The sequence below is a fragment of the Actinomadura sp. KC216 genome, from assembly GCF_004348535.1.
Classification (GTDB): domain Bacteria; phylum Actinomycetota; class Actinomycetes; order Streptosporangiales; family Streptosporangiaceae; genus Spirillospora.
Genome location: NZ_SMJX01000032.1, coordinates 13991 through 29523, shown reverse-complemented (window position 1 = coordinate 29523; position 15533 = coordinate 13991). Strand labels below are relative to the sequence as shown.

The window sequence follows — 15533 nt, the reverse complement described above, 5'->3', positions numbered from 1 at the left end:
CGTTGGGCGACCATCGGGGCGGGACCGGACACGAAGCCCGCACTTGTTCGGCGGCTGTTCTGGTTCTCATCGAGTTCTGATCCTGACCAGTTTTGATTCTTGGCAGGAGGCGCTTCCGCAGGGGGTCGGCGATGGGGCGGCAGGTCATAGAAGGGCTGGTCGGGCGGACGGCGGAGTGCGCGCGCGTCGCCCGATCGATAGAGGATGCGAGGTCCGCACGCGGCGGTGCGCTGGTGATCACCGGGGAGCCGGGGATCGGTAAGACCGCGCTCTTGCTGGACGCGGTCGGCCGTTCGCAAGGGCATCAGGTAGTGGTCATCAGAGGTGTGGAATCGGAGGTCGAACTGGCCGGCTCCGGCCTGGGCGAGCTCATCGGCGCATTCGCCGACGAGCTGGGGCGGCTGCCGGAGTCGCAGGCGAACGCGCTGCGGGCGGTGCGGGGGGCGGCCGGGCGGCCCGCGGCGGCCAGCCCGTATGCGATCTTCGCTGCGGTGCACGGCCTGGTGACCCTGCTGGCGGAGGAACGCCCGCTGATCGTCGCGGTCGACGACGCGCATTGGCTGGACCCGATCTCACGCGACGCGCTGTTGTTCGTCGGCAGGCGGCTCACGGAGCACGCGGCGTTGCTGCTGATGACGTTGCGGACCCACGAACCGGCCTTGGATCACCGGGCGACGGGGCTGCCGGTGCTGGAGCTGCCCAGGTTGAGCATGACGGACAGCCACGCGCTCCTCGCGGCGCTGACCGTCGAGATCGGCATCGAGCCGCGGGTGGCGGCCGAACTCGCCGCGGCCGCCGACGGCAACCCGCTGGCGGTGCGCGAGCTGGTCGCGTCGCTGTCGGCGGGGCAGCTGCGCGGTCATGTGGCGCTGCCCGAGACACTCGCCGGTGGGCGTGCGCTGCGCGGACTGATGTCCAGCCGGGTCGCCCGCCTCGACGCCGACACCGGCGAGGCGCTGCTGATCGCCGCACTGTCCGTCGACGCGGACCTGGCGGCGGTCAGCAGGGCCGTCCGGACCCCGGAGAGCCTGGAGCACGCGGCCGCCGCCGGCCTGATCACCCTGACCGACGGGCGGGTGGAGTTCAGCCACCCGTTGCTGCGTTCGGCGATCAGCGACGCCGCGTCCGCGCGGGCCAGGTCGCGTGCGTACGAGGCGCTCGCCGCCACCGCCGCGGACGAGGTGAAAGTGCTCTACCGGGCGGCGAGCGCGCGAACACCCGATGAGGCGATCGCCGGCGGCCTGGAGCACGCGGCCGAGCGGGCGCGGCACGCGGGCGGTCACCTCACCGCGGCACGGACCCTCCGGCGCGCCGCCGAGCTGACCGGGTCCGCGAAAGCCCGCGCGAGACGGCTCCTGCTGGCGGCGGCCGACGCCCGCTCGGCCGGACGGCTGGACCTGGTCGAGGGCTGGGTACGGGACGCCTACGCCGCCACGGACGTCGCCGCGGTCCGGGCCGACGCGCGCACCGAGTACGCCCGTGCGGCCATGTGGTCGGGCCAGATCAACAAGGCCCGCGCGGTCTTCGCCGACGCGTTGCGGCACATCGGAGAGTCCGATCCGGGCAGGGCCGCGGAGATCCACCTGGAACTGGCCTTGCTGGAGACCATGGGCGGCCGTCCCCCCGACGCGGCCGTCGCCGCGGTCAACGCCCTGAAGTACCTGAGCGTCGAGGACATGCGGAGCCGCCGGTTGCCCTGGCCGCTCGCGCCGCACGCCATGATCCTCAACGGTGACGTCGCCGGTGGGCTCGAACTGCTCGACCACGGCGTACTCGACCTGACGCCGCGCGAGACCCCGCACGCCCTGCCCGCGCTGTGCCACACCGCGCAGTCGTTCACCTGGTGCGAGCGGTTCGGTCAGGCGTTCGAGCTGATCGACCAGGTCATCGAGGCCGCCAGGAACGCGAGCGCACCGCTGATCCTGCCCGACGCGCTGGCCGGCCGCAGCGAGATCGCGCACTGGACGGGTTCGTGGACGATCGCCGCCGCCGACGCGGCCGAGGCCGTCCGGCTGGGCCGCGAGCTCGACCAGCTCGGCGCCGAGGCGTACGCGGCGACCCGGCTGGGCAACGTCCAGGCGGACCGGGGCGACGCGGCGGCGCTGGCCATGGCGGGCGCGGCGGAGGAGCTCGGCGCGCGGGGCGGCGTGGACTGCATGACCGCCTATGCCAACGCCATCCGCGGCCGGTTCGAGCTGGGCAGATCCAACTTCCGCGGCGCGGCCCGGGCGCTGGACCGGCTTGCCGCGCAGCTGGACGAGATCTCGCTGGGCAACCCGCTGACGGTGCCGTGGGCCGCCGACTACATCGAGGTGCTGATCCGCACGGGCCGGCGGGACGACGCGCTCCGCAGGCATGCCGATCTCGCCGGTCAGGCGGACCGTACCGGGCTGTCCTGGCCCGCCGCGGCCGCCGCCCGGTGCCGCGCGCTGCTCGCCTCGGGCGACGCGGCCGACGAGCACTTCGAGGAGGCGATGAGCCGGCACGCCCGTGTCGACGTCCCGTTCGAGCAGGCTCGCACGCTCCTGTGCTGGGGCAACAGCCTGCTGAGCCGGCGGCGCCGGCAGCCGGCCCGCGCCGGCGAAGTCCTGGCCGACGCGCTGCGGACCTTCGAGCGGCTTCGCGCCACGCCCTGGATCCGGCAGGCCCAGGCGGCGCTGGCCGCCGCGGGCGTGGCCGTACCGGCCACCGTCAGGACTCCGGGGCTCGACGACCTCACGGCGCAGGAACTGCAGGTCTCGCTCGCGGTCGCCCGGGGGCTGAGCAATCCGGAGGTCGCCGCCGCGCTGTTCATCTCCCGCAAGACCGTGGAGCGGCACCTGTCCGCGGTCTACCGCAAGCTGGGCCTGCGTTCTCGTACCGAACTCACCGCCCACGTCACCCGCAACGGCCGGTCGGATTGAGGGCGTCCGAACCAGGTTGAGGGAGTTCCCCGAAGCGCCGCGGGCCGCCGCCGGGTTGAGATGTGCACGATACCGGGAAGGGGGACGGGGGCATGGGCGCCTACGGCGTGGACGCCTACGGGATCTCACAGGTCACAGTGGGTGCGAGGGGAATCCATCTGGCCTGGAGCGGGCCGCGGTCGTGGCTGTACGCGCCGGGCGGCTGGACGGTGCGGCGCCGGTTCTCGCGCGGCCGGGAAGCACTGAACTGCCAGCAGCTCGATGCCGCGGCGATCGCGGAACTGCGGTCGACCCGGGAGGCGATGCTGAGCTTCGGCGTCGTCACGTTGCGGCCGGGCGGATGGCTCGATCCGCTGGACGGCGCGGGGTCGTCGCCGGACGGCGGGACACCGGCCGAGGTGTTCCACGTCGATCTCACCGACGATCACCGGCTGGTGCGGGTCGCCGTCACGGCCGGATCGTCCATGGCCATCGCCTACTGCGAGGGCCGGGCGGTCGCCGTGCGGGGGGCGGCCGCGGGCCAGGCCGAGCACATGCTGCGGGCGCCGCGGATCGACGCGGTGTCGGTGGTGACGCTCGATCCGACGGCGGTACGGGTCTGCGTCGAGCTTCCCGGCGACGACGAGGCGACCGAGTGGCGGGACGCGACGGTGGTCGTCCGGGACCTGACGCTGCCGTTCCGCGAGGTGATGCCCTCGCTGGTCACGGAGGCCGACGAGCTGGCCGAGGCCAGGCACCGGCTGCTGCCCGGCGAGAGCATCGCGGCGGAGGAGTTCGGCAGGGTCGCCCGGGTCGTCCGGCCGATCCTGCGGGCCGCCGGGACGCGCCCGTCCGAGCTCGCGCTGCTGATGCGGGAGGAGCCCGGCGCCGACGACGACGAGGTCCGGGCACTCGACTCGCTGAGCATCCTGCTGGCACATCCGAAATGGCGGCGAGTCCTCGGGTTCGCGTTGTTCGACGACGATCCCTCGCTGCTCAACGGGGGGAGTTACGAATACCGGATCAGCGCGGACTTCCCGGCCGAGGACCTGGCCGACGCCAACCACGGTTTCGCGACCGTGCCGTCCGGGACGCTGCTGCCGGCCGACTTCTCGATCGGCGGCGTCCGGATCCGGCTGCCGCAGCCGGTGATCGTCGGCCTCACGGCGGCGGCGTCCGGCGATCCGGTGCGGGTCGTCAGGCGCGGCATCGCGCTGGAGCCGCGCCACGATCCGTTCTGGGTCACCCCGTCGCTCGACGACTGGAGCCTGGTCGCGGACCTTCCGGCGCCGGCGACGTCCGTGATCCTCGAACTCGCCGAAGGCCACGACCTCGTGTTCGACACGGTGCACGGCAGTGGCCAGGTGCCCGCGGGCACGGCGCCGCGGCTCGTGTTCGGCGGGCCGGCCGGTCAACTGCGGTTGCGGGGGCGAGGCTTTCTGCACGCACTGCGGATTTCGACCGCGAACCACACCCCGGCGGAGGCGTCCGTCGTGCCGCCTCCCATCGTCCTGGCCGATACCCCGCCGCCCACGGCCCCGCTGAACGCCTCCGCGACGAATCTCCAATCGCCCCAGGGATCGACGCAGCCGGTCCCGGGGCCCCGGCATGAGCTCGGCTGCCGGGTGTCCTGGCGCCCGTCGCCCGCGTTCGGCCTGACGGGCTGGCCGCGCGACGCCGTGGCGCCCCCGCCGCTGGACGCCGCGATCTTCGAGGTGCAGCGCCGGGCGGAGGGCGGCTGGGCGCCCGTCCACGAGGACGAGAACTGGACCCTCGGGGACCGGGACGCCGCGATCCGCGATCCACGGCTGTACCCGGGCGCCGAACTGATGCTGGCGTTCCCGGAGACGGCGGGCCGCCCCACCGGCGGCGACCTCGATCTGAGCCTGGTGGACGTTCTCACCTCCGGGCTCGGGCCCGGCACGTCCGTCCGCTACCGGGTCCGCGCCGTCGACGCGATCGGGCGGCCCAGCGCGACGTGGACGGAGACGGCACCGCTCCGGCTGGAGAAGCACGTTCCCCCGCCCGTGCCGATCGAGGTCGCGGCGCGCGTCCTGGTGCGCGGAGCGCCCGACCTGACCGCGGCGGAGCAGGCCCTGCTCGGCACCAGCGACAACGCGATCGTGCTGCGCTGGAGCTGGCAGGCCGAACAACGCGGACAGGACGAATACGCACGCGAGTTCCGGATCTATGCCGCGCCGCCCCTGAACGTCGTCCCCGGGCAGGTTCTGAAGACCACGACGCTCAGCACCGGACCGGTCACGTCGTACGGCCTGGATCTGCGGCTCGACCGGCCCGTACAGGCAGACGTGGCGGCGGGGCTGCGGCTGCACGCCGGCCATCCGTTCCTGATCCGCGCGCATACCGGCGGCACCACGGTGTCCATGGTCGTCGAGACCCGGCTACCGGTCGGCGGCGCGGCGCCGGTGCCCGCCCTCGGGCCGATCCGGCTCGACCACCCGCTCACACCCGGCCTGACCCGCCCACCGGCATGGGCGGAACGGATCCAGGTCATCCCGATCACCGACGCCACGGCCTATGAGGCCGTGCTGCGCGATCGGCTCACCCTCACCCCCGGCCATCCCGCGGACGCGTTGTGGGTCGGGGTCAGCGCCGCCGACGACCAGCCGTACGTCGCGGATCAGCGTCCGGAGTCGCGGCCCGGCAACGAAAGCGGGATCGCGCCGGTCGTCGCCTCCGGACGCTACGCCGGCCGGCCGGTGCTGGAGATCCCGCCGCCGCTCGCGTCGGTTCCGCGCCTGCGGACCCCGGAACCCGGCGCGGAGCCGCTGCGCTTCCCGCTGGACCTCACGGCCTTCCTTCCGCCCGCTGCGTTCCAGGCCGGACGGCTCCGGCACGAACGCGTCGCCGCCGGCGCGCTGATCGAGGCGTGCCGCGCCACGTCCGACGGGCGGGTGCACGCGATCCCGGTCGAGCCCTCGGCGCCCGGTGACGCCGAGGTCGAGATCGAGGTGCCCAGCGCGGCAGACCGCGCCGAGCTCGTCGCGGCGCTCCAGTCCGGCGTCAGCACCGCGGTGAGCGACCGGTTCCTGGTGTACCTCGCGGGCCGGCACGCCTACCGCGACCGGCTGTTCGCCGCGGCCCATGACGAACCGGTGCCGCCGGGGCCGTTCACCGAGATCCTGCCCCCCGCCGCGGGCCGGTGGATCTACCGCGTCCGCGCGGTGGACGCGGCCGGTCAGGTCTCGGCGGGATCGGCGACCGCCCGGGTCGTGGTCCGGGTGCCGTCGCTCATGCCCGGCGCCGCCCCCGTCCGGCTGCGCCGGGCCGACGGGCTGCGGGTCGCGGTGCCGGCCGACCCGGCCGTGAGCCACGTGCTGGTCTTCCAGGCCCCGTCGGCGGCGACCGGCCCGGTCGAGGCCACCGAGATCAGCCGGGTGCCGAACCGGCCGGACCTGCCGCCCGGCGGCGGGCTGTGGCTGCGCGCGCCGGACGGCGGAATGCTGGCCCCGACCGCGCTCCCCATGACCGGCCCGGACGTGGTGACCGATCCGGACGGCACGCGCGAGCTCACCGTGCCGGTGACCGGAGAACGTCCCCGGGTCTGGCTGGCCACCCTGACGCACGACGGCGTCCCGTCGCGCCTGATCGGCCCGTACACCGTGGAGGTGTGACCCGATGCCGGCCTTCATGCCCTTCGTGCCCGCGACCGGGGTCCGCCGGGACGGCCCCGACCTGACCGTGGCGCTGCCCGATCCGCCGCGCGGCGCCGCCGAGCCGATCGTCCGGGACGGGGTCGCACGCCATGCCGGCGCGACCGTCGTCTGGCTGCGGCTCGCGGCCGAGGGCACGTCGCCGTTCCGGTTGGCGGCGCCGGTCACCGGCACGTGCCGCCGGGTGGAAGTGGCCGGCCTGCCCGATGTGACGATGGCCGTCGAGCTTTCGCCGCTCCCGTTCGAGGGCGCCGGCGTGCTGCGGCGGCTGCCCGGATATCCCACGTTCTACCTGGCGCCGGTCATCACCGACCCGCTGCCCGCCGAGAACCACCTGGTTCGCATCGATAGCACCATCGGGTTCGCCGACGCCGCGTACGCCGGGCTGCTGTTCGACGACCGGATCGCGCTGTCGCCCGCGGCCTGGGTGCAGCAGATCGCGCTGGCCATGACCGGGATCGAGGACGCCCCTGCGGTCACCGCGTGGCAAGGGCTCGGCCGGTTCGCGCCCGCCGGGAGGTCGATACGGGTCCTCGATCACGTCGGACGGCCCGCTGCCGGGGCCGCCTTCCAGGTGAACGCGTCCATCACCACCACGGGAGCGGACGGGACGCTGCCGCTGCCGCCCGGGGACGTGCAGCTGACCTGGCAGGCCGCCCGGCCCGTGCACGCCTTGTACGAGAACGGGCTGGCCGCACCGGGCGACCGGAACACGAGCACTCCTCCGGGTACGCCGCTGACCGTTCCCGCCGCGCTGACGGCCGGCCACCTGCAGCTGTTCGACGCCGCGAGCTGGTTCGCCGACCGGCCGCCGCAACTCCACCCCGGGCTCGGGCATGTCCGCCAGGACAGCAGGCTGGAACCACTGGTCGACGGCGTCCCGGCCTTCCGCGCGCTGCTCACCGACCTGCGCGCCGCCGACGGCGCGCATTTCGCGGGGTGGTCGTTCGACGACGTCCCGCTCGACCTGGCCGATCCCGACCAGTCGATGTTCACCGAAGTGATCCGCGGCCTCGGCGACGGCGGCGACGGCGACGGCGCGCGGTTCCTGATGGACAAGCTCCTGGAATTCCGTCAGGACGCGCCGGCCGACGACGCCAGCCGGCTGATGGTGCTGCTGCTGACCCTCGGCGTCGACGCACTCGTCGTGGCGTCCCTGTCGAAGGAGCTCAAAACCGATGATCACAGCTACCTCGCCCTTCTGAGCGTCAACATCATTCTCGCCCTGGCGGCCAACCCCCTCATCGAGGTCCTGATGGGCGTGCTCGAGGACGCCATGGACAACAGCAAGGGAATGGCCGCCGTCCTCGACGAGATGCGGCCGGGAATCGCGCTGCGGGCCCGGCACCCGGCGCGTTTCGCCGACAATCCGCTCGTCCCGCTGGTCGACAACCCGGCCGACATCGATCCCGCGCGGTTCGTCGACGGGCCGACGAGCTGGCACCAGAAGTTCCAGGTCGTACGGCGCGTGGGCGGCGAGGTGGTCGGCTACGTCGGCGGGATCGACGTCACCCGCAACCGGCTGGACACCCCCGGCCACCACGGAAAGGCATGGCGCCCGCCCGGCGAGAGCTCCAACAGCCCCAAGGTCGATCCCTTTCACGACGTGCACGCCCGCATCACCGGCCCGGCCGCGGCCGACCTCGCGCTGACCTTCGACCGCCGCTGGGCGTTCGACACCGGCCGCCGGCCGTCCGGCACGCCGGCGCTGGACCTGGCCTTCCCGACCCCGGACGCCGCCGCCATGCCGGCGCAGCCCGCCCGGCACCTGGTCCAGATCACGCGCACCGGCTTCGCGCCCGGACCGGACGGCGGCGGCACGCCGCTGCCGTGGTCACCGGCCGGTGAGGCCACGATCGAGCAGGCGACCCTCCGCGCGATCAGGCAGGCGCGGGAGTACATCTACATCGAGGACCAGTACTTCACCCCGCACGACGGATACGTCCGCGCGCTGGTCGAGGCGGCCGCCCGCGACCCCAGGCCCCGGCTGCTGATCGTGCTCACCGGCGGAGCCGACCAGGTCGTCGGAGACATCCGGCGGCGGCAGATCTTCCAGCGGCTGGACGACGCCTGGGGCGACCGCATGATCGTCGGCACCGTCGTCCGGCGCCCGGTGCTGGGCGACGCCGAACGGGTGGCGAGCAAGGGACGGCTGATCCTGCTCGAACCGCTCGGGGAATCGGGCGGGGACGCGCTGCTCACCCTCGGGCCGCGGTCGCGGCTGCCCGGCGACGTGCCGTTCTGGCTCTGGGTCGAAGGGGAGCGGATGCTCGCGGTCGAGAAGCGCGGCGACGTGCAGGCCGACTTCCCGGCACGCCGGTACCTGGTGCGGCGGTCGGGCGGCTCCGGTTCGACGTGGGAGGCCAGGCCCCGGGCGCACGCCCAGGGCGCCCCGGTGAGCCTCCACCAGGTCACCGGCATCTACGTGCACACCAAGGCGATCATGGTGGACGACGTCTTCGCCGGGATCGGCTCGTGCAACACCAACCGGCGCGGGTTCTTCCACGATGGGGAGATCACCGCGTTCGCCGTCCCGGAAAGGCTCAAGGCGGCGCGGGACAACCCGGCGCTGGCGCTGCGGACCGCGCTGTGGGCCGAGCACCTCGGGATTCCGCCCGCGATGGGCCGTGCGCTGCTGGCCGACCCGGTCGCCGCGTTCGAGCTGTTCCGCCGCCCCGTCGTCAACGGCAACCGGCTGAGCACGTTCGGGGTGCTCGGCGTCACCCCGGAGCTCGGGTTCCCCAGCGAATCCTCGACCTGGAAGAAGATGCTGGCCTTCACCGCGGTGCCGACCTTCGAGCTGGCGATCATCCCGTACCTGTGGAACGTCTTCGCCGAGTCCACCACCGCCAACGACCCTGATCCGGAGATCGGCCCTGAACTGGGCCAGGTGTGAGGTTGTCCCGATGACCAGCGAACCACTGACCCTGTTCGCCTTGCTCGGCGTGACGAGCACCGCCGGCGCGGCCGCGAAACTGCCGGACGGCGTGTTCGCGGACGAGAATCTCCAGCCGCTGGCCGGCTATCTGAACTCCGTGCTGGAGTTCGGCGCCGTCCGGCCGGGCGCCGCGGCCGACCGGGTCGGGATGTTCGCCGAAGTGGCCGTCAAGCCGCATCCCGACCCGCATCCGATGGCCTTGCGGAGAATGCCCGACCTCTTGTTCCTGCTGCGCCCGGTCGTCCCGGCCCGGCCGGTACGGCTGTTCGTCACGCAGTCCGGCGCCGGTGTCGAGGTGGTGATCGAGGGACTGCCGGTCGAGATCCGGTTGCCTCCCGGGCTGGTGACTCCGTTGACGTCCACGGAGGTCAAGCAGGGCGGGCCGTTCGCCCCCGGTTTCTACGACACGTTCGAGGCGGTGCTCCGGGACGTGGCGCCATCGTCGGTGTTCGTCCACCTGCGGGTGCGGCTCACCGAGGAATCGCAAGTGGTGATCGAGCCGGCCGTGCCGATCTCGTTCGGCCCATGCCGGTTCAGCGCACTGCCGTGCCGGGCCGTGCACGACTTCGGCCTCCTGCCGTATCCGCAACTGACCGGCGAGCACACCGAGCACGAACTGGCCCTGGAGTGGACGCGGCATCCCATCACCGACGACCTCGGCGGGCTGTTCACCGTACGGACGCTGGATCTCGACCACACCCTCGACCCGATCAAGGGACTCGTCGACAAGGCCAAGGACAAGGAGGCCCTGGCCGAACTGGAGTTCGTCCTCGAGGACCTGGCGCTGCCGGTGATGATGTTCGCTCCGATCACCGTGCACGGCCGGTTCGGGCTGCGTCGCGCCGTACTGGCGGGAGCCGACCAGCCGGAGGCGTACGACCTCACCCTCGCGCCCGTCGAGATAGAACTGCCCGTCCTGGACGGATGGCGGCTGAAGATATTCCGGCTGCTCTTCGAGACGCCGGCCACTGCGGTCGTCCGGATGGCCGTCCTGTTCGGCGACCGGGAAGAAGAGGACCAGGCGCTGCTCATCGACGTCACCGACGGCTGGCTCGTGCAGGGCGCCTGGGTGCCACCGAAGCCGCTCAAGCTCTTCACGTTCGTCAACGTGACGGTCAGCCTGATGACGGTGAAGCTCGGCTACCTGCTGCGCCACGTCCCGGACAGCAGCTGGGACGACCACGTGCGGCTGCTGTGCGACATCGGCGTCCAGGTCGGCGAGAGCACCGGCAAGCTGTTCAGGACCCGGGTCGAGCAGACGATGGTGCTGCGCGACCTCGGCTGGGATCAGGGAGAGGTCAGGCTCCTGCCCGACCTCTGGTTCCCCGAGTCGCTCAAGCTGTACGCCTTCGACGTGGTCCACCTGGAGGTCGAGGAGGTCGCGTTCCTCAGCGAGGACAACGGCGGCCGCTACATCAGCTTCAGCGGCGGCGCCTCGGTGTACCCGGGCGCGGGCGACCGGCCGGAACTTCCGTTTCACCCGGGCCCTCCAGGTGAGCTTGCGCCGGTGCGGCCGGCCGGCGGCGCCGCCGGGCTGCGGTTCCGGCGGCTGCGGCTGCGCACCGGCGGCGGCGAGCAGGCGGCGGAATGGCTGCTCGACGGCGTCAGCCTGTTCGTCAGGAAGGGGAGGCTCGAACTCAGCGGCTCCGGCGGGGTCACCGACATCGCCGTGAACGGGCACCGCGTCCGGGAGTTCGCCCTCGGCCTGCTGCTCCGGTTCCCGGCGCTCGGCACGGACGTGAGCGTCGGCGCGCAGTTCGCGTACGGCCGCGTCACCGGCCCGGTGGAGAACTTCACGTACTGGCTGTTCGGCGTCCAGCTGTCCCACCTGCCGCTCGGCTTCACGCAACTGCGCAACGTGCGGGCGCTGGGCGCCTCCGGCCTGTCGCCGCTCCTGCCCGAGCCGAGCGGTCGCCCGCAGGAGATGCGGCTGCTCGACTGGTACAAGCAGCACAGCGGATCCGGCGCGGTCGAGCTGCGCGGCGATCGCGACCAGCAGCGCGGCGGCTGGCGGGTCGACCAGGGCGCCGTGGCGGGCGGCATCGGCGCCGACATCACGCTGCCGGTGGGCAAGGCGGTGTTCCTGCGGTCGTTCATCTTCGTCTACGACAGCGATTCGACCGTGCTGTTCGTCGCCGCCGACGTGTTCGCGCTCAAGAACAAGATCGGCACTGGCGCGGTCGAGGTCGGCGACGGCCGGTGGAGCGCCTTGGTCGAAGTGGACATCGACCTCGCCAAGCTGCTCGACACCGACAGCAGCATGCTCAAAGGGCTGGCGAAGCTGGCCGGGAGGGTGGTCGCGAGCGACTCGCCGGCCACGTTCGCCATCGGCCGGCTCGCCGACCAGGCGACCTGGCTGACGTTGTCGATGGACAAGACGCTGCTCGGGCTGAGCGGCCGCGTCTCCGTCGCGTTCGCCTTCGAGATGTCCAGGGAGACGCGCGGAGCCGGGTTCGCGCTCACCCTGTCCGTGCAGGGACTGTGCCCGATCGGCAAGGTCCAGCTCTACGCCGCGTTCGGCCTTCTGGTCGGGGTGTGGGGCAACGAGGCGGGCTCGTCCGGCTTCATCGCCTGGGCCGAGGTGGCGCTGCGGATCAAGGTGTTCCAGGTGTTCTCGTTCGGCGCCGTGGTGAAGGCGGTCTTCGAGCAGCTGGGGCCGCAGGAGCCCAACTACCGCCGGGTCAGCCTTGAGGTGCGGATCGAGACGCCGTGGTGGCTCCCCGACGTCACCTGGCGCGTGACCCGGATTCGGGAGACGCCGCAGCCGGAGGCGATGCCCGTGCTGTCCGCGCCGTTGCTGAACGCCGGGGCACTGGATCCCGGGACGTCGACCGAGACCGCGCTCGCGGCGACGGAGCTGGGCGCGCCCGGCGCCGTCCATTCGGTCACCGGGCTGAGCGCGTCCGGCGGGCCGATCGACGAATCGGTCTGGGCCGGGCTGGCTCCGGTCAGCGTGGACTCGGTCATCGCGGTCGACCTCGCCGTCGCGGTCGGCAACGAGACCACGGCGGTGCCGAGCACTCCGGTGGGCGCCGGACGGCAGGCGGCGACTCCTCCCGCGGAGAATCAGCTGAGCGCGACGTACACGCTCGTCCGGGTCGGCGTCCGGCGCCGGCCGCGCTTCGGTCCCGGGGCCGGTGTGTGGACCGACCTGCTGGCACCGGCCGACAGCGAGATCGGCGGTCTCGGCGACCTGCTGAACGACCCCGATCTGAGCGTGCGGTTCCGGTCGGAGGTGCGCTTCAGGTGGGACGCGGACGTCGTCACCGACGACGACACGGTCGATCCGCGCAGGCTGCTGGTGAACGCCGATACGCCGTACACGTTCCTGACCGGCTCTCCGGCCGTCGAGGAGGGGCTGCTCGCCAAAGATCCGTCGTTCCCGTGCTGCTTCAAACGGCCCGCGGTCGACCACGTTCTCGACTTCGTCGGGCTGCCCGCCGGGAGCCGCGTGCCCGTGGTGCAGCGCTTCACCGAGAGCGAGAGCACGATGCGCTGGGTGCGGCCCCCGGTCGTGGTCGCGAACGCGGCCGCCAGAGTGCTGGTCACGAGCGCGCGGGATCTGACGATCGCGGTGGTGACCTTCGACGAACCCGCCTTCATGCTGGACCTCACCGCGTCCTGGCGGCCGGTGGCCCTGCCGGATCTGCGCAGCGCGCTCGTGGTCGAGGCAGTGCGCGGGCTGAGCGTCGTCGATCGTCAGGTGATCCCGTTGCATCAGGGCAATCCCGCGATGCCGATCCGATGCCAGGACGCCGGTGGGATCACGTCGGTGACGCTGCGCTATGAGCGTCAGGCGGGTCCGGCCGAGCCCGCCGGGGAATGGCTGGAGATCCAAGAGCTGCGGTATCGGACCGTGCGCGAGGAACGTGACCGGCTGGCCGACGAAGGCCGGTGCGGTGCCCACGCCGCCGGTGGCGGAAAGCTGGCCTGGCTGCCCAACCATGACTACGAGATCGCGTTGACCGTGCGCGCGACGGTCGACTACGACCGCAGCGTGCAGGAGGTGCTCGTCGTCCAGCGGGCCGGTTTCCGTACTCGCGGACTGCCCGGACTCAACGCGACGGTGACGCCGGGAACCGAGCTGGAGCCTTATGTCGAGTCGGTCTACGGCGACCTGCTGTATCGCCGCGAACCGATCGTGCTGGCCTTCGACGAACGGTTCAACTCGCTGCTCCCCGTCGACCGTACGCCTCCGCCGAACGCCCCCGCCGAGCGCACTCAGCTGCTGGAGTGGGTACCGGTCGTCTCGCAGCTCGACGGGGAGCGGCTGTCGGTGCCCAGCGCCGATTGGGTCGTCGCGCACCGGGCCACGCCGCCGCCGATCCGTGCGCCGCGGGTCATCGATGGTTCGGTGGTGCAGGCGACGGTCCGTCATGCTCCGACGCTGCGGCCCATGGCGCGGCGGCTGGAGAACCTCGAAGTCCTGTCGCCGTCCTGCGACCTCGGCGAGCTCCGGCTGCATTTCTCGCAAGTCCTTGCGCACGGGCCCACCGAGGAACTCTGGCCCGCGCGGGCCACGCTGCGGGTCGCCGTCCGGGAGAAGGCCGGCCCCCACGTGTCGCGCCGACCGTTCGCCGCCGGTGACGAGACCGCCTTCACCCCCGCGGACGAAGGGCTGACCACCGCATCGGCGTGGCGGGTCGGCGATGGCGCGCTCACCGCCTCCGGAGCGCCGGGGCTGCGGCACTACGCGCTGTTCGGCGAAGCGACCTGGGATCACATCAAGATCAATGCCGAGTTCTCCTCCGCCGACGGCGAAGGAGCCGCCGCTGGCATCGCCGTCGCCGTCAGCGGGCTGCCCCGCGTGGACCGCGCCCTGGTGGCCTTGATCGACGCCGGGCGACTACGGCTCCTCGCCCGGCGCGGCGGCGCGACGCAACAGCTGGCCACCGCCCCGTTGCCCGCCGGGGGCCCGTACGCGCTGGAAGTGCTCGTCTTCGACGACCGTGTGCGCGCACGCGTCGGGGAGGTCTCGGTCGAGGCCGCGCGCGGAGACCTGCGCGAGGGCCGGGTCGCGGTCGTCCTTTCCGGATCCGCCGGATGCACCGCGCTTCACGTCGACGGCCTGGACGCGTACATCACCCACGTGACCACGAGCAGGTACGCCTCTTTCGAGGAGCACATCGGCAGCTGGGACGGCCAGGTCCGGCCGCTCCCGGGCAACGCGGACGGCGTCGCCGCGCTCCGTGTCGCCACGATCGGCCGGATTCCGGCGGTGATGGCTGGCGACCCCCAGATCCGCCAGCGCCTGTTCGACCGGTGGATCAGCGAACTCGCGATCCCGCTGTCGCCGTCGGTGCCCGGGCTGCGGCTCGGCTCGGTCGGGCCGCGGCTGCTGGTTCTGGAGAGCCCGGAACGCTTGCCGTTCAGCCGCGACGTCAGCCTCCGCGTGACGCACACGTCGCAGGGGCAGCCGCCCTCCGACGCGCCACGCGAGCTGCTGGAGTTCGCCGCCGGGCTGGTCTTCGGAGACGGCGTCGTCGACGGACCGATCTCCACCAAGGCGTTGCCGACCGTCAGCGAGGCGCACACGCTCGTCCACTCGGTGCGCGGCCTGCCCGGCCCGGAGTACCGGCTGTACAGCGCCGAGATCGATGGCACGCTCTTCCACGGTGACCTGGGGCGGACGCGCAAGACCCCGCCGCATCCCATGCCGCTGGATCACATACGGCTGCTGGACGCCTCCGGCAAGCCGCTCGGTCCGGCCCTGCCGCTGCCCGTCGAGCGTACCGAGGAGATCGACCTCTCCGTGCTGACCAACAGCACGGAGGATCGTGCCCTGCTGATCCCCGCGGCCCCGCTCGCCCCGGACACCTACAACCTCACCTGGACGATCGACCGTCCCCGGTACCGTTCGGCCGACGACAACGGCCATTACCGGGCCACCGTCTCAACCGAGACCGTCCTGGCACCGACCGCGACGCTCCAGGGTAGAGGCCAGACTGGCAGCGGCGATCCGGTGACGGACAAGGGCCGATAGCCCCCGCGTTCCGGCCGGCAACCGGCGCAAAGGTCGCCCTGTTTCGGATCTCACGG

General features: G+C 72.7%; 4 protein-coding genes. All 4 read left to right on the top strand.

Annotated features, from left to right (window positions below; genetic code table 11):
• The first annotated feature begins 131 nt into the window (after positions 1 to 131).
• The 4 genes from E1264_RS08345 to E1264_RS08330 all read left to right on the top strand — a co-directional run bounded on the left by E1264_RS08345 (position 132) and on the right by E1264_RS08330 (position 15477).
• Entirely contained in the window at positions 132 to 2903 is a 2772-nt protein-coding gene (locus E1264_RS08345) for a LuxR family transcriptional regulator (RefSeq protein ID WP_132171289.1), read from the top strand.
• Positions 2904 to 2995: 92 nt separating this feature from the next.
• Positions 2996 to 6517: a hypothetical protein gene (locus E1264_RS08340; RefSeq protein WP_132171287.1), complete on the top strand. Its 3522-nt coding sequence runs from the start codon at positions 2996 to 2998 to the stop codon at positions 6515 to 6517.
• 4 nt (positions 6518 to 6521) lie between these two features.
• Complete coding sequence (locus E1264_RS08335; protein WP_132171285.1) at positions 6522 to 9452, top strand: hypothetical protein; 2931 nt, start codon at positions 6522 to 6524, stop codon at positions 9450 to 9452.
• Between the two features lie 10 nt (positions 9453 to 9462).
• Positions 9463 to 15477: a hypothetical protein gene (locus E1264_RS08330; protein WP_132171283.1), complete on the top strand. Its 6015-nt coding sequence runs from the start codon at positions 9463 to 9465 to the stop codon at positions 15475 to 15477.
• Positions 15478 to 15533 lie beyond the last annotated feature (56 nt).